The following is a 21,735-nucleotide window of genomic DNA, read 5'->3' on the forward strand; positions in this document are numbered from 1 at the left end:
ATGAATAAAATTCGTTTGACGATGGCACAGGCACTCGTGCGCTTTTTAGCAAATCAGTACATTATAATTGATGACAAAGAACAGCGCTTTGTTGAAGGAATATTTGGTATATTTGGTCATGGCAATGTAACCGGAATTGGTGAGGCGCTAGAGTATGATTCTTGTGGCTTAACTTATTATCAAGGTCATAATGAGCAGGGTATGGCGCATACAGCCACAGCGTTTGCCAAACAAAATAATCGTTTGCGGATTTTTGCTTGCACATCGTCGATTGGACCTGGTGCAACCAATATGGTTACTGCAGCGGCTACGGCAACCACCAATCGCATTCCTTTATTGCTGTTGCCTGGAGATATTTTCAGCTGCAGACAACCTGATCCTGTGCTTCAGCAATTAGAAGTCCCCCATGATTACACGATTTCTGTCAATGATTGCTTAAAACCAGTCAGTAAGTATTGGGATAGAATTTCTCGTCCTGAGCAATTAATGACAGCCTGTCTTAATGCGTTTCGGGTGTTAACTGATCCAGTCGACACAGGGGCTGTGACTTTGTGTTTACCTCAAGATGTGCAGTCAGAGTGTTATGATTATCCAGACGCTTTTTTTGCCAAAAGACAGTGGACTGTTGAACGCCCTCAGGTTAATGACGAGAAAATAAAACAAGCAGCAGCTTTTTTGCGGCAGGCAAAATCCCCTTTAATTATTGCTGGGGGGGGCGTTCATTATTCCTTTGCTACAACTGCTTTGGCCGATTTTGCAACCAAGCATGGCATTCCTGTTGCTGAAACTCAAGCGGGCAAAAGTGCTCTACCTGCCAGTCATCCTTTCAATGTGGGTGGCATAGGCGTAACTGGTTCAGAGGCTGCAAATTGTATTGCAGGACTTGCAGATGTCATTTTGGTCGTGGGTTCAAGACTTCAGGATTTTACGACAGCATCAAAATGGGCTTTTAAAAATGCGGCATGTCAATTTATCCATCTTAATGTGAGTCGTTATGATGCTTTAAAAATGGATAGCCTGGCATTAACCGGCGATGCTAAATTCGGACTGCAACAATTATCGCAAGAACTGGGGAGTTACAAGACGACTTCATCCTATCAAACATTAGTTCAAGATTATAAAAAAGAATGGCTTAATGAAGTAAGTCGTGTTTGTAATGTTCGATCAGAAACAAGAGATGGGTTACATCAAACTGTAGTACTTGGTCTTTTGAATCAGTTCGTCAATGCAAATGATGTGATCGTCAGTGCAGCGGGAAGTTTGCCTGGTGATTTACATCGCCTTTGGCAATCTAAACAGCCTAAAGATTATCATCTCGAATATGCTTATTCCTGTATGGGTTATGAAGTGTCTGCAGGATTAGGTATTCGCTTGGCTAAGCAGCAAGAACCAGGAGAAGTCTATGTACTGGTAGGTGATGGTAGCTTCATCATGCTTCACTCAGAATTGCTTACTTCCATTCAGGAAAATAAAAAAATTACGATTATTTTATTCGATAATCACGGTTATCAATGCATTCGTAATCTACAAGAAGCACATGGTAGTCAAGGCTTTGGTAATGAATTTCGCTATCGCTTGCCTCAAAGCAACCGTTTGGAGGGTGACTATTTGGCAATTGATTTTTGCCAATACGCTGCAGCCTTAGGCGCGCACACAAGTTATGCCGACAGTTATGAAAGGTTTGAAGCGGCGTTAAATAACGCTAAAGAGCAGGCCTTTACCTCTGTTATCGTATTACCGATTCTCCCTAAAACGATGTCTATGGGCTATCAAACCTGGTGGCGAGTCGGGATTGCGGAAAAATCTCAATCGATAGCAGTAATGCAAGCCCATGAAAAAATGTGCCAACAGATAGAGCAAGTTAAAGCTTATTAAGAGAGAACGATTTATGGCTATTAAATTAGGAATTGCACCGATTAATTGGTGTAACGATGATGATCCTACCCTTGGACAAGACATTAGTTTTGAACAATGTATTGATGAGATGTCTTTGGCGGGTTATAAAGGTACTGAGATGGGGAATAAATACCCCCGTAATGCTTTTGATTTGAAGCAGCGCCTGGCTGATAAAGGTTTGGAATTAACAAGTGCGTGGTTTAGTACATTTTTTACTGAAGAAGACCAGTATGAAACAACCTTGTCTCGCTTTCTCACTCATCTAAGTTTTATGCGCTCTGCCGGGGCACAGTTTGTTAATGTTTCTGAATGCGGCCATGCTATTCAACAAACAAAGCAGGCTATTTTAGGGGCAACAAAGCCCCAATTTAATGACCAGCAATGGCAGCGACTCATTCAAGGTTTACATGCTTTGGGTAGAATTGCTCATGATTTTGGTATGCAAGCCGTTTATCACTATCATGCTGGCACAGGAGTTTTTACTGAAGAGGAGATCGATTTTCTCATGCTAAATACAAGCCCCTCCTTACTTGGCTTGCTACTGGATACAGGTCATGCTGCTTTTGCTGGTATCGATGCTATGCATTTAATTCATAAGTATCAACAACGAATTCGCTATGTTCATTTAAAAGATATCAGGCTGTCAGTGTTGTATAAAGTGCGTACGGAGCATATCAATTTTATGGATGCTGTTCGTGAGGGCGTTTTTACCGTCCCAGGTGATGGTGATTTGGATTTCTATCCCATGATAGAAGCGTTAAAGCAACAAAATTATCAAGGCTGGATGATTGTTGAAGCAGAGCAAGATCCTGCGAAAGCACCTCCTCTAGAGTATGCACAGAAGGCACAACGTTATTTAAGCGAGGTAATTTAGCTTGTGTGTGGCATTGCTTCCTAGGTCCTGCGGCTTGCCCGCGGGACGTAGAGGAAAGAGATAGAAATCTATGACATTCCTGGCTGTGAGTCCTGAATAAACTTGGCAAGATCTTTCATGAGACCGTAAATATCTTTTGTTGCAGAAACATGATTAATATTGACGGTAATAACGATGTCACGATTTTTCAACCAAACCATCAAAGCGCTGTAACCTAAGGTTCCACCACTATGCCACCAGGCTTGTTCACCAAAACTTTCTTCATCATACATAACGCCTAAGCCGTAACCTATTTTTTGTGTGCTACGCGGCAGAGTTCCCTCAACAGTCGTCGTGAGTTCTCTCATTTGTTGCGGGGCTAACAAAGAACCCTGCATTAAATGCCTAAACCAAATAGCCATATCGTGGGAAGTAGCAACAATGGCTCCCGCTGCATTTGCCCAGGAGGTACTGGTGTAGGTGATATCTCTGGGCTCATCCGGAAAGTATCCTCTTACGGAATAACCATGAGCCATACGGTCTAAAATGTCTCGATTATAGACCGTTGGCAGATAGTAAGTGTTGGTTAATTGAAGAGGTGAGGTTAGCCTGGATTCAATAGCCTCATTCAAAGAGTGTCCAGTCACTTTTTCAATAATAAGACCCGCTAAGACATAATTGGTATTCGAATAATGCCAACCACCGCCTGGTGGGAAGTAAAGCGGTTTATCAATGACAAGTTCAATCAATTCCTGGCTAGACCAATCCTTGGAAAAATCAAAATTGCTATCCCGCCCCATTTCTTCCAGTACATCGGTATAATTAAATAGACCACTGCTATGGTTAAGCAATTGCTCAATAGTAATTGCTTGCCAGGTTTCCGGTAAATTTTCAAAATAGTTGCTGAGATGATCGTGGATGGAAAGTAAACCCTCACTTTCCATTTGTAAAAGAATGGTGGCAATAAAAGATTTGGTCTCGCTACCAACTTGGAATAAATGTGCAGCATTAACCGGAGTTTCTTTGTCAAGCGTTGTTGTACCACTGACGAAATCATGAGGTGATTCACCATCACGACAACTGATACTGGCCTCAATTCCTGGGATGTTATATTTCAAACGATCAAAATCAATAACCGTTTGAATCTCATTGATGTTTGAAGGGCAAAGACAGTAAGCATTTTCTGCAAATCCCAGAATACTCAGCAAGAAAAAAAGTGGATATTTAACGTATTTAGCGTGCCACACGATGACCTCATTTCAATAAAATAGATAGTGGTTTTAATAAATTTCTTGCAAAATGAGCTAATCTATACTCATCTTTTTAAAGGAATAAATGACAAGCATGGCCAAAAAAACCAAGTGTATCTTAAAGAAAGTCTGCCATGAAGGCTACTTAAACGTTGCTAGTTATGATCTGGAGTTCCCCAGTTTCAATCCGACAAAGAAAGTAGTTAAAGCCACAAATCGTGAATTAGTGAGTCAAGCGGATTCTATTCTTGTGCTTCTTTATGTACCCGATGTCGACAGCTTTCTTTTATGTCAGGAGTTTCGTCTTGGTGTCTGTTTAAACCCAGGTCAGGACGATCCCTTTATTTTGGAATGTGTCTCGGGGACTGTCGGTAAACATGATCATCCTGATAATACTGCCAGCAAAGAAGTGTATGAAGAAACAGGAGTCAAAGTATCAAATCTCATTAAAATAGCTGTCGCATACAAAAGTCCTGGCATTTTGACCGAAAAATGTCATCTCTATTATGCAGAGGTCGGTGGGGTACCACCCACAGGACTTTATGGTTTAGGTGATGAAGAGGAAATCAAAACCTCTCTAATTGGCCGTAACGATGTTTATCAATTGATGGATGAGATGAGAATAATGGATGGCGCAACACTCATTGCCTTAAATTGGTTTCGAGCAAAGCAGAGCCAAATCTTTCCTTCAATAGAGTAGCGCTGGAAGGATGCCCTTATAGATTATTTTTAAACCGCTCTTTATAAAAATTGACTAATCCATTACTATTTAGCTCATTTTCATAATAGAGATGGACATGTTCGATAAAATTAAGGAATTGCTTGTTGAAGCAGAAACCTTTGTTGCTTTGAAAGGGAGTATCTCGCTTGAATGTTCCAATGCAAAGGACTATATCCTGGCAATGGAGTTTGCTGATGAAGTGGAGTTCCTTACAGCTCTTTTAGCTAAGGAAGAGCAAGATTTCTCTAACCACTTTAAAAAACGTTGTCTTAAGCGTGCAGCTCGTAATGCAAATTCGGGTTTAAGTTTCATTGCAAATCCCACCGGTGCTTGTAATCAACTGTACTGGAAAATGACTAAATTGATATTTCCAGAGCTTAATACCATGGGGGAAATGCTTGCCATCCTACAACCTGCAATAAAATTTATTGATGTTGAACCTGTGCGTGTTGATCTTACAAAGAAACTGAGTATTCAGAACACCAATTTTTGCTTTCAGGAAGTGCCAATTTCTGAATTAAAAACAAAGGCTGATGTTGACGACTTGGCAAATTTTGTAACTTATAAATCCCTTGTTTTTGATGTTAGACAAATAGCAAATTTTAATTTTTCTTTGCATCGCATTTTTAATCAAACCTTCGAACAATACTACCCTGCATTGGTTACAAGGCTTTATGAGCATAATCCTGCGTTAGCGGTTTTGTATGAAAGATTATGGTTAATAGGGGGATTAGGAGATACCCCAAGAGAGGTGATTTCTACGGTGATTGCCTATTTTAATATAGGTAGTGAAACCACTACCGGTGCTTTTTATGCAACTGCAGGGGCAAATCATGCTTTCCACAAGCGTTTAATAAGTTATGTGGAGGCATTACCTTCCCCCTTTAAGGAAAATTTACTTGCAGCAAAAAACAGGCGAGGAATCAGTCTGCAAGATGTTTTAAACGAATTATATGCCGGTGGCTGTGTTGAAACAGCTTCTAGTGATTTGCAAAGTATTTTAGACAACCCTGAAAAAAAAGACATTTTGGATAGTTATCCTTTGCCAGCAATTAAAGAATTAAATCAGCAGTACAAAACTCCCTTAGAGACAATAAAAGAAAATGAAATACAGGAAGTTTTACCGACTTATTATGTAGAACAAATTTTAAGTCATCTTGAAATTCGAACTATAGAAGATTTTTTAACTCTGGTAATGATTTGCCCTCCTGAGCTTTATGCGTCTTTATTAGAAGAGGTACAGATTTTTTTACCGCTCTCCTTTAATGTATACGTATCTCTCCTCATTGCCATGGATGAACGACAACAGCAACAGGTAATTTTCGAGGAAGCTGTCTTTAAGAATAAAGAAAAATTGGGCATAAGTAATGTATTGAACTTTACTATTTCCTCAACGAAATTATTTCATCAAATACTTCAGAGTGTTGAAGAGGAAAAATGTTTAGATGTACTCAGTCGCCTCAATAGCGAAGGTAACTGTACCCTACATGACGCGATTGGTTTCCCTGAGACATTAGAGCTTATTCGCCAGAAGTTGCCTGCTGATGAGTTTACCAAGGTTTTTTTTGTATTAAACCAAAGGAAAGACACGGTTTTGCATTTAGCTGTTCGCCAAAAAGTGTCTTTAGAAATTCTTTTAAAGTCTCTATCACAGCATTATTCCTTTGACATTATTAAACAAAAAAATTTGTACGGCGATACAGTTCTTCACGAAGCAGCCTTTGATAGACAAGCATTGTCTATGATTTTACAGGCTATCCCAGAGAATGAACGTCTACAAGCCATTAAGGAAAAAAATGGACAAGGTAAAACCCTTGTATCGCTATTGCAACATAATAAACCGTGCCTGGAAGTTGTTCTGCAAGCTTTGTCTAAAGAGTGCAGTAGTGAAAAAATTAAATTATTTCTAATTCTTGAACAAATTATCACTAATATTGAAAGAGCGACCGATCGCAAAACTTCAGGTTTTGGCTCTCATAAGGTAAGCCGTTTAAGTGAATTACAAGAGCAACTATTGCAAAAAGATGCTAACGACAGAGAGTTTTCTAGTTATATCAAGGAAGCGTTAGCTATTTGTCACATAAAGCGTCATCCTCTCCATTTCTGGGCAGAACCGAAAAGCGTGAATGAATTCTTAAGCCTGGCTGCTAAGGAAAATTTACCGGGTTTTGATGTGAGTACAGCGCGCTTTCAAGTATCATTATGATTTAGGAATGCTTTTGGGATTTTGACTTATTTTTATTCCTGCAAGCATTCCTAAAGCAAAAGATACCAACAATAAACCAACTAGAGGCATCAGGACGTCCATGTTGCGACATAATTCAAGCGAATGGATTTGATTCATCTGAGTGATGTCGTTAAGACCATAAATACAAAGTTCCCCAGTCGGTGTTGCGCAAAATTTATCTTGAGGACAGCCTCGCAGAATGGCTTGCTTATCGCCAATGCCACAATGAATATGGGCGCCATTTAATACTTTAATCACTTTTTCGGGGTACTTTGTAATAATCTCAGGCATACATCCTCCTTGATGACAGTGTGATTTTACCGAAAGTCCTAGAATTCCAATTTTACCTTAAAATGGTAACGGCTTTATTGTAACGAAAGTGTTAAAATTTGTAATATTATTAATGTCTGTGTTATATTTGTCCGAAATTTGCAACTATTGATATCCATGTATTTTTTTAGGGCTTCAAATTCGACTGATTCGTTAAACGCTTTGCATAATTTATTAAAGAAAAAGCCAGATTTGCAGGCGTGGTGGCAAGTAGCGCGTGATAAAAATGCATGGAGTTTCTTATATAGTCATCAAACCAAGCAATTAGATGCAAGCATAGCCAAGTTATCCAGGCTTATTGAAAATTATCAAATTGAGCGAGCCCAAGAACGGCTAAAAGCCTTGCAAAAACTTTACCTGCAAGTATGCAATTGGCAACATATGCATATTATCAAACGCCAGGATAGTGATAGAAAGGCGCAAGTGGAAGTCCTTGCTTCCTGGCTTAAAGACCAGCTTGGGAAAGAATCAGCATTTCAAATCGAACGCAAAGAAAACCCCTATGCTGGTGTTGAGATTTCTGACCAGCATTTATATCAATGGTGGAAAGCGATGAGCAAACTGGGATGGTTTTGTCGACGCTCAACTGCCACACAAGAACTGGATAAAGCAATCCATTGGTTCTCTAACAGTATCATCATAGACAGAGTCAAAGGATTACAGGAGTTAATGGCAGCAATTGAAGTTTGGAAAGATGAGCGGGGCGAAGTAAGCCGTCGTTTACCCATGGTCGAGGCGTTGCAAAGCTATATTGCTAATCAAATAAGTGAGTTAGAAGATAGAGAATACACTGAAAACTCCTATCTTCCTTTTTCAATACGAAGTTTTGCTCTGATTACTGGCTGTTATATTCAGGAGTTATTTGAAGCGTTTGATGGTATCTTTGAGATATCGTCTCTACTTTTTAACTAAGTCACTAATTGAATGACTGCAGAACTTCTAGACAATTTCTGAGTGTTCGTAGAAAATGCAAGCCACTAAAAAATTAATCGTTTGGCAGGAAACTGGGTGCAATGTGATAAATTCTAAACAAAAATTTTGTTTGATTATGGCGCATATCACTATCATTGCGTTGTCAAATACGTTGGTTCAGTATCCTTTTACGTTTCTTGGCTTTAAAACAACCTGGGGGGCGTTTAGTTATCCTTTAATTTTTATTTTAACTGATTTAACAGTGCGCTTACTTGGGCAGAAAATAGCAAAGAAAGTTGTTTATTTTGCCATGTTACCTGGGCTTGTATGTTCTTATCTAATATCGAATGCCTATGCTCAAAATGCTCTCTTGTCCTATAATGAAGTTGCACTACGCATTGCATTCGCAAGCTTTTTAGCCTATGTATTTGGCCAACTATTAGACATTACTGTGTTTCAAAAACTAAGAAACCAAACCAAATGGTGGGTTGCCCCTGGTGTTTCCAACATATTTGGTAATGTTTTTGATACCTATTGCTTCTTTTTTATTGCTTTTTACCAGAGCAGTGATGTTTTTTTAAGTGCGCACTGGATGGAAATTGCGACAGTTGACTTAGTGTTTAAGCTGTTAATAAGTTTGATTTCATTTTTACCTCTTTATGGCCTTATTTTAAAATTACTGTTGCAAAATAATGCTATTAAGATAGCTGCGACTTCACATTAGATTAAGCGGAGAATGTTTTTATCTAAGACTTAAGGGACTTATAAGATCCTGTCAGTAAACAGGAAAATAACATCGATAGGGAGAGCACTATGAAGATAAGTTTTTTTGACTCAGAAAACTCTGAATCAACTGCGAAGAATAGAACTCCTAAAATCCCTGAACGAATTTGTCTTCATATTTTAAGTTTCCTCAATCCAAATCAGTTAAGTAAAGTGTCATTGGTCAATACCACATGGAAAGCGCTTGCTGAAAAAACAAAACATTGTATGGAACTAATGCCAGCAATTAAACGAATCCCACTTTTAAAATCCTATGATCTCGGACAGTTAGGAATTTATCCCATGTCAGGGGGGATGACCAATTGTACGTTTAAAATTAGATTGCGCAAAAAGACAAAATGGGTTCTACGAGTGCCGGGTGACGGTGCTACTGCATTTGTGGATAGAAAAATGGAAGATAATAATGCCAGGCAAGCGAGTGATTTGCAAATCAATGTGACGATTGATTTTTTTGATAAAAACGATGGCTTACAATTAACCCGTTATCTTGAAAGCAAAACAGTAAAAGAAGAATTACAAGAAAATCCATTGATATTAATAGCCGTGGCTGAGGTCTTAAAGCGTCTCCACACCTCTGCCCTTTTTCCCAACACAATTAATCTATTTACACGCAACAAACAGTTACTCGACCTCCTAAAAAACACACATCCTAAAATTCTCCCCAATGATTTTAAGGCGATTGAGGCAAGAATGGATGAAATTGAGGCTCTAATCGCTCATTACAAAATCCCTCTGTCTCCCTGCCATAATGATGCCACTCTCAGTAATTTTTTAGTTTCTCAGGATCCTGAAACGTTACAAAAGTTTGTTAAAATGCTCGATTATGAATATTCAGCAAGTGGTGATCTTGCTACTGATTTAGCTTATTTTATTTGGGATGGTGATTTATGCCCCAAGCATGTTGAACTATTCGTACAAAGTTATTTTGGATATTGCGACGAGAACTTATTAGCATGGTTTAATTTATATAAACCTGTGATTGGCTGGTGGTATACCATTTGGTCATGGACTCAACTTGCCAATAAAGCAAATGCTTGTGACCCAACAGCCTATAGTCAGTTAGCGACGGAGAGTTATCAAAAAACAAAACTATACCTGGAAACGGAAGAATTTAAGCAAGCTTTCAATCTCATTGACTGTGAAATTCAAAGTGCTACATTTACAGGGCTACGAAGCTTTTAGCCTCGGTAGAGGCTAAAATTTTATTCGTCTTTTTTGTGGCAACCACAGCAGGCAAATAAGTTATAAAGCCAGCCAATAAGAAAACCAAAGATAAAAAAATCAATGAATGCAATTAGCCCACCGAGCAAACTACCTATGACGGTTGGCTCATAACCGACATATAAAGCGCCCATGGCCGATACAAAGGGTTTTGCATAGGAATAATAAGTGGCGATTAATCCCAGGATTAATATCGAAATGCCCCAAATAACCCCCAAACTGAGTCCCAGAGCAACAGGGCTTAATTTACATTTATTCATAGTCATCATCCAATGATTACCCAGTAACTTTATTATAGTCCAGGCAAAAAAAATTTATGGCTAAAAGATTGTTGTTATTGAATTTTTTTTGCGAGAATGTTGTTTGATTATTAGTCTGATATATAATTAAATATACAATTTGTAAATTAAAGACAAATATTGTGAAACCTCAACAATTACCGACGTTAATCGTCTTGTCCCCAACAAATACTGATGAAGTTCAATGTGAGGATCAGGAAGGAAAAACACTGACTATTGGTACTTCAGAGTCCATAACAGTAATGTATATACCCACTGTACTGGTTCAGCAAGCGTTGATTGCACCTCCCTATACTCTTTATTGGGTTGATGCAGAAAATATCACCACCAAGTTGCATACCATTCAAGAAAGTGAGCAACATGCAATCGTTCTTGTTGGTAACTCGACAGAAATAAAGGCTTATTTTATAGAACAGGGACAATTAGATCCCAGGCCTTCAACATTGTCAGAGAGTACCAGAAAAAGACTTAAAGAATTGCATCCAGGACAACATGGCAAAGTCAGTGTAGAAGAGAATGATCCTACTTTTCTCGCTCGTACCATTCGTTTTATTCGTTTGGAAGGAGAACGTGGTAATGAAGCGCAGATAACCGGAACTCGTACGGGAAAAAATGTCTTTTCAACAAGTTTTGGTCCTTGCAACCCAGTTGTCGGCAAACGCAAGGTTGATAATCAATTTGTACTCAATCACGCCAATAGTGCTGGTTTCGATAGAGAAGGGGGCTCAGGTAAGTTTTTAACGAGTATAGAAGAAGGAGGCGGTGCTGATTTACTTGCAGTGATCCAAAATCCAAACGTAGTAAACAGCAAGACAAAAGCCCCCATTCTTGCCGGTGGGATTGCTTTAGAATTAAAAAGTAAAGAAGTGGGCCGTATTAGCTTTCCGGAAGGGTACAATTCAATTGCCTGCATCAATGGCAATACAGTCATCTTAACGAAGAATATGCAGTTTTTTACCACGACGGAAGAAAAACAAGAACTTCTTCAACAATGCTTAAGATCAGAGTCAGCAGAAGTAAGTCGCGAAATTGACATTAAAGATAGTACACAACAATTACCGCTTTCATCCTCGCTGATGGAAATACAAAAAATAAACAAAGAAATGAAAGCAACCTTAAAGAAAGAAAAAGGGCCTTATGAGTCCATCATTCAAGGATTATTATTACTTAAAATTAAACCTGAAGCTGAATCTAAAACGAAAGAACAGAAAAAAGAGAGTGCACTAAAAAGTTTCTTTAAATTTCGATGAATTACAAAAAGTTGTTATTCAGTTATCGCTGCGATCCGTGCCAATTGAGCAAATTTAATTAGCATTGTTCAATTAACTGTTGTTTCATGAACTCCCTTTCCCTATAATTCTGTTTCCTCTCACACCTAAGGAAAGTTTTAAGTCATGAAAAAAGTTGTTTTGTTTTTAGTAGCAAGCTTATTTGTCGTGAGTGCTCAGGCAAGGGAATCGTTGTGTGGTTATCGCGATTATTTTCATCTTGATGACAAAATACATCCTGGAGTTTTCATTGTGAGTGCTAACCATACTCCAGATATTTACATGCAAGTCATTAGCCCTAGAAGCTTTGAAATCAGAGATACGCAACAATGCAGAGACGGTTATGCCCATGTTACTGTTGCTTATGATGCTTACAATTGGTGTGTTCTGGATATCAAAGATGGCCCTTACATGATGCATCCTTCTATTAATGCTTCTTGTAATGGAATGCGTTACAAGGGTATTAGCTACGATGGTTTCAATTCATACTCTTATACCATCAATCTTGATTAATAATTGTGTTAAGCCAGGCCAGAGCCTGGCTTAATTTTTTAAAAGCTCCCGCAAGCTATCAAGGCTGCAAACACAAAGACCGCCCAGGGTGGAATTTTCCAGAAAACCAATAGTAGATAACACAATACCGCCAAAGAAAAATCCCTGACAGTCATTATCGCACTTGTCCACACTGGATTATAAAAAGCGGCTAATAAAATACCGACTACAGCAGCATTGATACCAAGCATGGCCCGTTGAATAGCCACATGCTTTTTTATAGTTTCCCAAAGTGGTAAAGCACCCAGTATAAGGAGAAAGGATGGTAAGAAAATAGCAACAAGAGCAATGAATCCACCTAACCAGCTTGCGGGATATTGGAAATAGTCCCTATATATGCGGCAAAAGTAAATAAAGGACCCGGAACCGCTTGTGCTGCGCCATAACCTGCTAAAAACTCGGTATTACTAACCCAGCCGCTCGGTACAATCACTGATTGCAGTAGAGGTAAAACAACATGCCCACCACCAAATACAAGTGCCATGCCAACTTGACTGCTGGCTGGTCCGGAAAGAAATTGGCACAGGGCTACTAAATCGCTATACGCATGATCATTGAGCCATTGATGTTTGTGAACAAACTCTTCTCTAAAATAACCAAGGTGAGCAATAGGACCACCAAAGCTGATTAGGCCAATCTTCAGGAAAATAACGAAAATTTACCAAAAATTGTCCTTTTCTGGACTAGATGGTGGTTGCATGGTTTAGTTCAATTCATAATATGTATGACAGGGACTTTTATCCTTTGATTCAATCAAAGATGAATAATTTAAGAAAGCGGTAAGATTCTTGTTCTATATTTAAAGGAGTTTATTGCTTTAAGCGAGTACATTTGTGAGTACACCTGAGCATGATTTAAATGTAGCTTATGACTTGGCTGCTTCTGCAATTAGTGAAAATCCAAAGCAACTGGAAGAAATTTTAACCCAAGATTCATTAAATTTTGAACAAAAGCAGCGATTGTGTCTTTTCGCTGTACAAAAAGATTGGTCAGTTATTTACGATGTTCCTGATAGTTTCATGAATGATGACATTTTCATTGCTTGCATAGAGCAATCGCATGATTATATTCAAGAAATTCCTGCAAAATATGCCACCCCAAAACTGATTCAAGTCGTAGCAAATCTTGTCGATGAGTTAGAGTATGTTCCTCCTTGGTTAAAAACACCGGAAGTCTGTCTTAAAGTGATAAAAAGACACTGGCGATACATGGACGAAGTCCCTGATGGAGACAATTATAAAATTGTCTATCTTGCAGGCATCAAACAAAATTGGTGTGCTTTTTTCTATATTCCCGAAGCGCGAAGAAGTGATCCTGAAATTTTGGCAGCATTAAAAGAAGTTTGGCGTACTCAACAAATAGTTTTCCCCGAGCCTTTTGATATGCAGTCATTGTATTTTATCGCTGTAAAGGAAAATGCGAGCTTACTCCCTACTGTCCCTGAACAATATAATAACATTGCAATCTGTCTTACCGCTTTAACCAAGAAACCAGATTTACTTGAACATTTACCTCAGAAATTATTGACGGATGTGTGTATTGCATGGGTGCGTCAATCTAGTACTGCGCTTGCTAACCTTCCCTCTCGTCTTCGCCAAGAGGTCATCAACAGTATTGGTTTGGACAATATTCTTGCTAATGATTTTATGATTTTTCCCTTGCTCGATTCTAATAAGGCTTATCACCAAACTATTCAACAGGTTTTAGGCGGGTGTGAACATTTGGTCGTGACAAAAGAAGGTGCTCTGGGGAATGATGCCGAAATACAGGACTCCTATTTAGTCTATGCGAATGCCAGCAAGCGGTTTAAAAAGACTCTACATGTTGATGCGTCATTGGCCGCGACTTGTCTTGATCGGTTGCGTAATAATAAAAGCATTGACCTGGTTCTATTGGGTCATGATCCAATGTTTGATGGAGAAAGAAAAATAGGTGGATTTTCTCCCAAAGAAATCATAGAACTTCTAAAAGAATATCCTAATATAAATCGTGTTACTCTTTTGACCTGCAACTCAGTAAAGGCAAAGGTGTTAGAAAAAGAAAAAGAAATCAATCAAAGACTGGTTAAACGAAGTAAAAATGAGGTGATTGCACCTTGTGGCTTGGTATTGATGTCTTCAGAGCCTGATGACAATAAATCCAGGTTAATCTTAGAGGGGTTAAGGAATGAACATGCATTTGTTTTAGTAAAACTAAAAGACAAGTACACTTTGTTTTATCTAAGTCAGGATGGGACTGCAGTTAAAACCTCTCGGGTTACATTAACGGATACTCAATTTACTAAACTTCACAAAGTAATTTTTCCAAATGAAAAAAGACTGCCATTTCCTGCAAATGCAGACGATATTGTTACTATTCGTGGGGGACTAGGTAGCGAGCCCTTGGAAAGGAAACAGTTCGTAGCGTTTTATAGAATTGCTATGCAAGAAAATCCTTATAGCAAGACTAATCCTAACTACAAAGCACTTAAACAATTTTATAATTTTTTCAATCACATAATCATTGATGAACAAGAATATCCAAAACTTAAAGTAAGTTTGCTTAAAACAATTGTGGACATGGTTATAGCGGCCAAGCTTAATAGAGTCATCTCCATCAAAGGCTTTAATTATGTGTTGTCTGTAGATACAAAAGATCGTCGATTTATTGCTGGTATTCGCGTGTCAGCTTACCCTCCTTCTTACAGCAAAAATAATCGTCCTTTATTCTTTGATAACTCGCAAAATAATTTGGACAGCGATGCGGTTGAGAAAGAAATGGATAAAATAGTCAATCGCACAGTCGAAAAAACGAGTGGCGATACCGAGGAGGCGACTGAAGAAGAACTGTCTCAACTTAAAGCGATAACCTTTGTGGTTAAATAGTCTAAAAATTAAATTTTGTTTGGTCTGCCAATTCTCATTATTTTTGCAATACGTAAGTACCCGGTGCAGATAAAAGTGACGGTTCTAATTTTGGTGGTGAAACCCGTTCTTTTGAGGACTTTCGGACGAGCCATTGATGCCAGGCAATCCACCAGGAGCCATTTCTTTTTCTCGCTAATCGAAGCCAATGATCTGCATCAACAAAAGTAGAATCTTTTTTACGTTCTCGGATGCGATAAGAGCGACCTTTGTGTCCCGGTTCGCTCACAATCCCTGCATTATGGCCACCTGCAGTTAAGACGAACGTGATGTCATTGTTCATCATTAGATGAATTTTATAAACAGAACGCCAGGGTGCTACGTGATCCTTTTCTGTACTTACCGCGAAAGTTGGCAAATGGATATTTTCGGCAACAATCGGTTTATCTTCAATAGAAAAGCGACCTGAGGCAAAATCATTATTAAGAAAAAGCTTTTCCAGGTATTCACTATGCATTTTATAAGGCATTCGAGTCGCGTCAGAATTCCATGCCAGCAAATCAATCATGCCGCGTTGCTGACCACTCATATAATCATGAACCATCTTAGACCAAATCAGATCGTAAGTGCGTAACATCTGAAAGGATCCAGCCATTTGTTTGGTGTCCAGATATCCTTTTTCCCACATCATATTTTTAAGAAAAGTGACTTCACTTTCGGTGATAAATAACATCAATTCACCGGCCTCACTAAAATCGCCTTGTGCTGCCAACAGGGACAATGTATTGAGACGATCATCCCCTTCTCTAGCCATAAATGCTGCTGAAATTAAGGCCAGAGTTCCCCCTAAACAATATCCCATTAAATTGATTTTTGTATTAGGTATTCGTCTTGATACAGCATTAATGGCCGCCATAGCACCACGTCGGTGATAGTCATCAAGTCCATAATCGCGATCGCTACCTTGAGGGTTCCGCCAGGAAACAATAAAAACAGTATGTCCCTGCGATACAAGCCATTTAACCAGAGAATTATGAGGTGACAGATCAAGGATATAATATTTCATGATCCAGGCTGGCAAAATTAAAACGGGTTCTTTATAAACGGTTTTTGTTGTCGCTTCATATTGTATTAATTCAATCAAATGATTGCAAAATACAACTTTGCCGGGAGTAACCGCCACATGCTTCCCGGGAATGAAATTTTCTACACCGGCTGGGGGGATGCCAAATATCCTCTCAAGTCTGTCTTGAATTGCCAATTTGGTGCCATGAAATAAGTTAAGTCCTAATGTAGCAATTGTCTCTTGAAATAGATCAGGGTTAGTCAACACAAAATTTGAGGGTGACAAAGCATCAATAATCTGGCGAGCACAGAAGGAAACAGTGCGCTCAACGTGGGCTGGAACACCGGGTACATCAGAAGTGGCTCGTCGCCACCAATCTTCAAATTGCAGGAAATTTTCGGCATAAAATTCCCAGGGCCATGATTGCCAACTGTCCGTGTGAAAGCGAACATCCCTACTATCGCCGGGCCTTAAATGACAAAGGATTTTCGTGGTGCAGTCTTGTGTATGGAAAGCAGGATAAAGAGAAAGCTCAAGCATTCGCCCAGGACATAACGACAATTGAGAGAGCCAGGAAAAACAGGCAGTGGCCAAAGCTGCGGGACTAATTCCAGCTGTCATTTTAGCGATGGACGCTTGATATACCTTGTCCAGCAATTCAAAAAAATTGTCCAGTTCTTCCGAGGTAATAGGGGTATCACAAATATCGCAATGAAGAGGGCTCCTTAAGACTGGAGCGAACTGAGACATAATTGCCGCCTCTTCAACAGGGGCTTTCTTTTTTGAAGCATTAGCCATGGCTACATCCTTTATTAACCATGTAATTATTATAAAAATAGTACAAAAATCGCTCGCCATCCTAATTTTAGTTGTCGATGATTTCCTAAAAATACAATTTAAAAGTGATTAATACTATTTTTGTGGGGACTCTTGTCTACCAACAAAGTTAGTTTTGAATTAAATGAGTTCCATCTGCATAACTTTATTCTCTTCTGCGTCAGAATCAGTAGAGTTTTGGGAGATAAAAAAACTTGGTGATGAGGGGGAACAAAACCCTCTATTTATGCGCGTAGCTTCTTCTCTTATTTTTCGGCGATGATACACAAGACTTTTTTCTGTTTTCTTTATCGAGCTGATAACTTGTTCTGACAGTCATGCCTTTCACATGTGTCCTGGTGTTTTCCTTGTTTTCGATAGTCACATCCGGTTTTGATTGCAATAACTTGCCAATAACCGGAACTTTGTTGCCGTTATTTGTTACGGACCAAAATTTCCCTTGTCTATCAGGCGCGTAAATTATACCTTCATAATATTGAATTCTATTCCTCTGTAAAGGCAATAGCGATTGCTGAAATGAGGTCGCTAAAACTTCATTTTTTTTATTTTCACCACAGCAGTAAAGGTGGATGTCTACCAGGTTAGAAGAAACAAGTGTAAAGTCACAGGTAAAACGGGTTGCCAAGGTATCAATACTAATTACAGTAGCATGTTTTGGCTTAGCGTGGCTTGCAACAATGGTTGGATCAGTCAAATGACCGTGTGCTAAAACAAAAACAGTAATCAATTTTTCATGATAACTGTCTGGTAAGAGGTCACCATAATAGACGATCTCAAGTTCCACTGAAGAATTTAAAAAATGATTTTTTTTCCATATATTTGCTTCACTAGGTAAATTACCGGCATTTTGTCTTTCAAAAGGAATGTACAGAATAATGACAATGAGATAGCTCTTTAAAAAAAGATATAATTTTACCCAAGAAGTATTAAATAAATATTAAGTGAGTATTCTTTACATGTTGTGGCTTTTCATTGTCATATAAACTACATATTTGTATTAACTATTATGACGATTAGTCTTTCACCAATTTTCAAGTTATCATGGAAGGCATAATTTCTGCTTATGTAATTTGTTACGTAAAATAAGTGTTAGTAAAGTCGATACAATTAAAAATAGTTTGTATCGTTTTGAAACAACAAAAAGAGGTGGTCATGAAAAATTGGGGTCGTAATCTAATTATCAGCGCCATGCTGATATTACCGTACCACGTTGTAATGGCAAATCAGCAAAGCTGGAATAGCTTTGTCGCAGAAGTAAGACAGCAAGCTTTGGAACAAGGTATTTCTTCTAATGTTTTTGATGAAGCATTTGCTGGTATTCGTGAACCAAGTCGTCAAGTAAAAGGATTGGCACGTTCGCAGCCTGAACATCGGTTAACATTTAATAAATATCTGCATTCTCGGGCAGATAATTATCGCATTGTCATGGGACGTAAACACTATGCAAAGAATAAGGAATTGTTGGAGGCTGTTGGACAACATTTCGGCGTAGATCCCTGCTTTATTGTTTCCTTCTGGGGTATGGAAAGTAGTTATGGTTCTTATATGGGAAATTTCCCAGTAGTTAAATCTTTGGCAACCTTGGCTTATGATTCCAATCGCCGTGATTTCTTCCGTAAAGAATTATTTTTAGCTCTACGCATTTTGAATGATGGTCATGTTAGCTTGGATCATTTCAAAGGGGAGTGGGCAGGTGCCTCAGGACAACCACAATTTTTACCATCAAGTTGGGTAGAATTCGCTGTGGATTATGACGGTGATGGCCGTAAAGACATTTGGGAATCGAAAGCGGATGTGTTTGCTTCAATCGCTAATTATATGAAGAAGAATGGTTGGCAAACAGGTCAGCCCTGGGCTATTCATGTAAAATTGCCACCTAAATTTGACATGAAATTGGAAGGCAAGGCGATCACTAAGCCTGTAAGTGAGTGGACTGCGTTGGGCGTTCGTACTGAAACAGGGGAGCCATTACCTTATCCCGAATTATCAGCAAGTATTGTTCAACCAAATGGTGGGCCAGTATTTTTAGCCTATCCTAACTACAAGATGATTTTGCGCTACAATAATTCTATATATTATGCCGGTGCGATTGGTTATATGGCCGATAAAATTTGTAATCGCGTAAAATAACTTCAATAAGGAACTTGATGTCCTTGTGACATCAAGTTTTCAGATTACCTCTCATTCTAATAAAAGGCTAAAATTGCAATAGAGCTTATTAGGAGAGCATTATGGATAATTACCTTGATAAAACTGCCAGCTTAACACCAACAGCAAAGCGAATTATATGCGATAAGGCGACTGAATATCCATTTACCGGCGAGTATAATTCGGTTACCAAAGAAGGTAGTTATCTTTGCCGCCGTTGTGGATTAGCTCTTTTTCGTGCAAAAAGTCAATTTCATTCAGGCTGTGGTTGGCCAAGTTTCGACAATGATATTGTACAAGCGGTATTACAAATACCTGACAGGGACGGACAACGAACAGAAATTCTTTGTGGCCGCTGTCATGCGCATTTAGGTCATGTATTCGTAGGTGAAAATTTTACTCAGTCGAATCTTCGTCACTGCGTTAATTCTGCCTCTATTGATTATGTGCCTGATAGTCAGGTCTTGGATACGGAAGAAACCATCGTGGCGGGTGGTTGTTTTTGGGGGGTAGATCATTTTTTGCGACTGTTGCCGGGGGTCTTAAAAGTTGAGGTCGGCTACTCAGGTGGAGTGGTTATGGACCCAACCTATGAACAAGTTTGTAATGGAGATACAGGGCACTATGAAGTGGCCAGGGTTGTCTATGATATTGCTAAAACAGATTACCATACTGTTCTTAAGCGTTTTTTTGAAATTCATGATCCTACGCAACGCTCTGGTCAAGGACCGGATATAGGACCGCAATATAAAAGTGCTGTTTTCTATTACGATGATGAACAACGAGAAGAGGCTCAGACGCTTATTCAAATGTTAAAAAATCGTGGCTATGACGTCGCAACACGCTTATTGGAAGTTCAAACTTTTTGGCCCGCAGAGGGTTATCATCAAAATTACTACGCAAAGCATGCTAAAGCGCCTTACTGTCACCGCCCTGAACCAAGATTTGGTTAGAAATAAAAGGTCTGCTTTGCTTGCACTAATACAGTGCACTAGAGAGAGCACTTATTGATTAACACAAGCAAAGCAAGAGATTTTTAAGCTCTTACTAAAGATATTTAATTGAGCACAGAAAACGATTGTGAAAGGGGTAACAGCTCTTTCTCAACAGTATCTTTCTTCGATTTAATGTGGTGTGCTTTCGCTCCAAAGAAACCATTCTCACTGACAGACAGTTGCAGTGGCTTGTTAAGCTTATACTCATTGTCTTCATTGTTTACTGATGAAAGATAATCAATGACTTTCCCAAGCGCTTCAGAGAGTGCTGCCTTCTTTGTGTTTCTGGACAAAAAGGCCCTATCTTCTTGGGCACGCTTCAAAGGGGTATAGCCTAACCCATCGGGTAACATTTCGGCCCCCTTTTTAACCAAAAATTTAACCATACTGAGATCCCCGTTTTGGGCGGCTACACGAAGAGGTGACTGGAGAGCACCATCTTTTGCTTTTTCTGGCACGATGCGACTATTAACATTAGCTCCATCAAGTAATAATTTACGAACCTCAAATAAATTACCGTGGCGTACAGCATCAATTAATTTCTCAGCTTTGGTTCGGTTTGAAGCCAGGGCTTTGTTAATCTGTGCACAAGCATTTTCACTAAATTTATTTCTAGAAATATCAAAAGTGACTAAGCTCCCGCAGTGTTTAATATGTTCTAAAAGTTTTGCAAGGCGATCGGGGGATAATTTGCTGAATTTATTATTGGTTAATTCAACTGCGACTAAATGTTTAAACCTAGGTAATACATCGATTAAACCGTTGAGCTCAGTATTAGTGAGTTTATTATTCGGGAAAAATAAATAAGAAAGAGAAGGACACTTCGGTAATTCATGAAGTAGTTTGGTAAATGATTTACCTCTTAAATTTCCTTTGCAAGTAATTATTTCTAACGAAGTTAGTTTAGGTAGTAAACGAATTAACTCTTGAAGCTGGGATTCTTTTATCTTTTTATCAGTTATCTCCAAGGTAGTTAATTTAGAGAGTTGTTGATCGGTTAAGTTTAATAAATCGCTAATTTTCATCGATTGCTCCCTAACAACGAGAACTTATCTTAAGTTCTGATTGATTGAATGGTTATGGACATAAATTCCTTTTTTATCAGGTTTTCGGGTTCGCCCAATTTTAAGACAAATTGCCCATTCAAAAAATGGGTATAATTACCTAGTACAAATTTTTTAAAGTTAATCAATCCTTAAGCTTAGGTGTTTTACACTGATAAAAAGCAAAGAGGAGATGACCATGTCTAACAAGAAATTATCTGAACGCTTGAATAACGAGTTAGATGCACTGGGTGTTCCTGGATTGATGATCGAGCGAGTTGAGGTGTGCTCTAAACTGTTTAAATTACCTAAATTTAAAGCAGAAGCAGTATTAAACGGAATGATCCTTGATACTCTCTCTATTCAAACTATTGCCAAGGAACTTGAAGTAAGTGCGGATTGGTTATTAGGATTGAAAAACGAGAAAGATAAACAGCATTAACAAAAATAACCCAGATCGTTTTAACCTAGGCAAAATTTCTCTTGCAGAA

21 protein-coding genes and 1 pseudogene are annotated in these 21,735 nt (G+C 38.8%); 13 read left to right on the forward strand and 9 right to left on the reverse strand.

What is annotated here, in order from left to right; all coding sequences use genetic code 11:
• Both iolD and iolE read left to right on the forward strand, forming a co-directional pair.
• A complete protein-coding gene (iolD, locus tag LHA_RS00345; RefSeq protein ID WP_045104778.1) occupies window positions 1-1,875 on the forward strand; it encodes a 3D-(3,5/4)-trihydroxycyclohexane-1,2-dione acylhydrolase (decyclizing) in 1,875 nt (624 codons plus the stop codon).
• Window positions 1,876-1,888: 13 nt separating this feature from the next.
• Entirely contained in the window at window positions 1,889-2,770 is an 882-nt protein-coding gene (gene iolE / locus LHA_RS00350) for a myo-inosose-2 dehydratase (RefSeq protein ID WP_045104779.1), read from the forward strand.
• A gap of 68 nt (window positions 2,771-2,838) precedes the next feature.
• Here the strand turns inward: iolE and LHA_RS00355 are convergent, their stop codons facing one another.
• Window positions 2,839-3,996, reverse strand: coding sequence for a serine hydrolase domain-containing protein (locus tag LHA_RS00355; RefSeq protein ID WP_045104780.1), 1,158 nt, complete (start codon window positions 3,994-3,996; stop codon window positions 2,839-2,841).
• Between the two features lie 97 nt (window positions 3,997-4,093).
• Here LHA_RS00355 and LHA_RS00360 point away from each other — a divergent pair, with 97 nt between their 5' ends.
• Together LHA_RS00360 and LHA_RS00365 are read left to right on the forward strand one after the other, a co-directional pair.
• Window positions 4,094-4,699: an NUDIX domain-containing protein gene (locus LHA_RS00360; RefSeq protein ID WP_158644236.1), complete on the forward strand. Its 606-nt coding sequence runs from the start codon at window positions 4,094-4,096 to the stop codon at window positions 4,697-4,699.
• Between the two features lie 97 nt (window positions 4,700-4,796).
• A complete protein-coding gene (locus LHA_RS00365; RefSeq protein ID WP_045104782.1) occupies window positions 4,797-6,926 on the forward strand; it encodes a hypothetical protein in 2,130 nt (709 codons plus the stop codon).
• On the opposite strand, the gene LHA_RS00370 is transcribed toward LHA_RS00365, so the two are convergent.
• Window positions 6,921-7,238, reverse strand: a complete 318-nt coding sequence (locus LHA_RS00370) for a hypothetical protein (RefSeq protein WP_045104783.1) — start codon at window positions 7,236-7,238, stop codon at window positions 6,921-6,923. The genes LHA_RS00365 and LHA_RS00370 overlap by 6 nt on opposite strands.
• Before the next feature lie 156 nt (window positions 7,239-7,394).
• Here LHA_RS00370 and LHA_RS00375 point away from each other — a divergent pair, with 156 nt between their 5' ends.
• The 3 genes from LHA_RS00375 (at window position 7,395) to LHA_RS00385 (ending at window position 10,154) form a co-directional block, all read left to right on the forward strand.
• The gene (locus tag LHA_RS00375) at window positions 7,395-8,189 is read left to right on the forward strand and encodes a hypothetical protein (RefSeq protein ID WP_045104784.1); all 795 of its coding nucleotides are present in this window, start codon (window positions 7,395-7,397) and stop codon (window positions 8,187-8,189) included.
• A gap of 103 nt (window positions 8,190-8,292) precedes the next feature.
• Entirely contained in the window at window positions 8,293-8,913 is a 621-nt protein-coding gene (locus LHA_RS00380; RefSeq protein WP_231861949.1) for a 7-cyano-7-deazaguanine/7-aminomethyl-7-deazaguanine transporter, read from the forward strand.
• An 89-nt stretch (window positions 8,914-9,002) separates the two neighbouring features.
• Window positions 9,003-10,154 carry a phosphotransferase family protein gene (locus tag LHA_RS00385; RefSeq protein WP_045104785.1) on the forward strand — a complete coding sequence of 384 codons (1,152 nt, stop codon included), beginning with the start codon at window positions 9,003-9,005 and terminating at the stop codon, window positions 10,152-10,154.
• Window positions 10,155-10,174: 20 nt separating this feature from the next.
• On the opposite strand, the gene LHA_RS00390 is transcribed toward LHA_RS00385, so the two are convergent.
• A complete protein-coding gene (locus LHA_RS00390) occupies window positions 10,175-10,453 on the reverse strand; it encodes a bacteriophage holin (RefSeq protein ID WP_045104786.1) in 279 nt (92 codons plus the stop codon).
• A 161-nt stretch (window positions 10,454-10,614) separates the two neighbouring features.
• On the opposite strand from LHA_RS00390, the gene LHA_RS00395 reads away from it, so the two are divergent.
• Entirely contained in the window at window positions 10,615-11,742 is a 1,128-nt protein-coding gene (locus tag LHA_RS00395) for a hypothetical protein (RefSeq protein ID WP_045104787.1), read from the forward strand.
• A gap of 144 nt (window positions 11,743-11,886) precedes the next feature.
• On the forward strand, window positions 11,887-12,273 hold the full coding sequence (locus LHA_RS00400; RefSeq protein WP_045104788.1) for a hypothetical protein: 387 nt from the start codon (window positions 11,887-11,889) through the stop codon (window positions 12,271-12,273).
• Window positions 12,274-12,311: 38 nt separating this feature from the next.
• On the opposite strand, the gene LHA_RS17710 is transcribed toward LHA_RS00400, so the two are convergent.
• The 3 genes and pseudogenes from LHA_RS17710 to LHA_RS17720 form a co-directional block, all read right to left on the reverse strand.
• Window positions 12,312-12,665, reverse strand: coding sequence for a chromate transporter (locus tag LHA_RS17710; RefSeq protein WP_440589933.1), 354 nt, complete (start codon window positions 12,663-12,665; stop codon window positions 12,312-12,314).
• Complete coding sequence (locus tag LHA_RS17715; RefSeq protein ID WP_045104790.1) at window positions 12,611-12,796, reverse strand: chromate transporter; 186 nt, start codon at window positions 12,794-12,796, stop codon at window positions 12,611-12,613. The genes LHA_RS17710 and LHA_RS17715 overlap by 55 nt, the downstream gene beginning before the upstream one ends.
• A 54-nt stretch (window positions 12,797-12,850) precedes the next feature.
• A pseudogene (locus LHA_RS17720) lies at window positions 12,851-12,970 on the reverse strand (chromate transporter); the annotation flags it as partial.
• A gap of 175 nt (window positions 12,971-13,145) precedes the next feature.
• Here LHA_RS17720 and LHA_RS00415 point away from each other — a divergent pair.
• Window positions 13,146-15,176 (forward strand): hypothetical protein, encoded by a 2,031-nt coding sequence (locus LHA_RS00415; RefSeq protein WP_045104791.1) that lies wholly within the window; start codon window positions 13,146-13,148, stop codon window positions 15,174-15,176.
• Window positions 15,177-15,213: 37 nt separating this feature from the next.
• Here LHA_RS00415 and LHA_RS00420 read toward each other — a convergent pair whose 3' ends face one another.
• Together LHA_RS00420 and LHA_RS00425 are read right to left on the reverse strand one after the other, a co-directional pair.
• Entirely contained in the window at window positions 15,214-16,971 is a 1,758-nt protein-coding gene (locus LHA_RS00420) for a PHA/PHB synthase family protein (RefSeq protein ID WP_082060379.1), read from the reverse strand.
• A gap of 307 nt (window positions 16,972-17,278) precedes the next feature.
• Window positions 17,279-17,842 (reverse strand): hypothetical protein, encoded by a 564-nt coding sequence (locus tag LHA_RS00425; RefSeq protein WP_045104792.1) that lies wholly within the window; start codon window positions 17,840-17,842, stop codon window positions 17,279-17,281.
• A gap of 368 nt (window positions 17,843-18,210) precedes the next feature.
• Here LHA_RS00425 and LHA_RS00430 point away from each other — a divergent pair, with 368 nt between their 5' ends.
• Complete coding sequence (locus tag LHA_RS00430) at window positions 18,211-19,188, forward strand: lytic murein transglycosylase (protein WP_045104793.1); 978 nt, start codon at window positions 18,211-18,213, stop codon at window positions 19,186-19,188.
• 101 nt (window positions 19,189-19,289) lie between these two features.
• Complete coding sequence (locus LHA_RS00435; RefSeq protein ID WP_045104794.1) at window positions 19,290-20,159, forward strand: bifunctional methionine sulfoxide reductase B/A protein; 870 nt, start codon at window positions 19,290-19,292, stop codon at window positions 20,157-20,159.
• Window positions 20,160-20,263: 104 nt separating this feature from the next.
• On the opposite strand, the gene LHA_RS00440 is transcribed toward LHA_RS00435, so the two are convergent.
• Complete coding sequence (locus LHA_RS00440; RefSeq protein ID WP_045104795.1) at window positions 20,264-21,226, reverse strand: ankyrin repeat domain-containing protein; 963 nt, start codon at window positions 21,224-21,226, stop codon at window positions 20,264-20,266.
• A gap of 217 nt (window positions 21,227-21,443) precedes the next feature.
• On the opposite strand from LHA_RS00440, the gene LHA_RS00445 reads away from it, so the two are divergent.
• A complete protein-coding gene (locus LHA_RS00445) occupies window positions 21,444-21,686 on the forward strand; it encodes a hypothetical protein (protein WP_045104796.1) in 243 nt (80 codons plus the stop codon).
• Window positions 21,687-21,735: the final 49 nt, after the last annotated feature.

The organism is Legionella hackeliae (assembly GCF_000953655.1).
Classification (GTDB): domain Bacteria; phylum Pseudomonadota; class Gammaproteobacteria; order Legionellales; family Legionellaceae; genus Tatlockia; species Tatlockia hackeliae.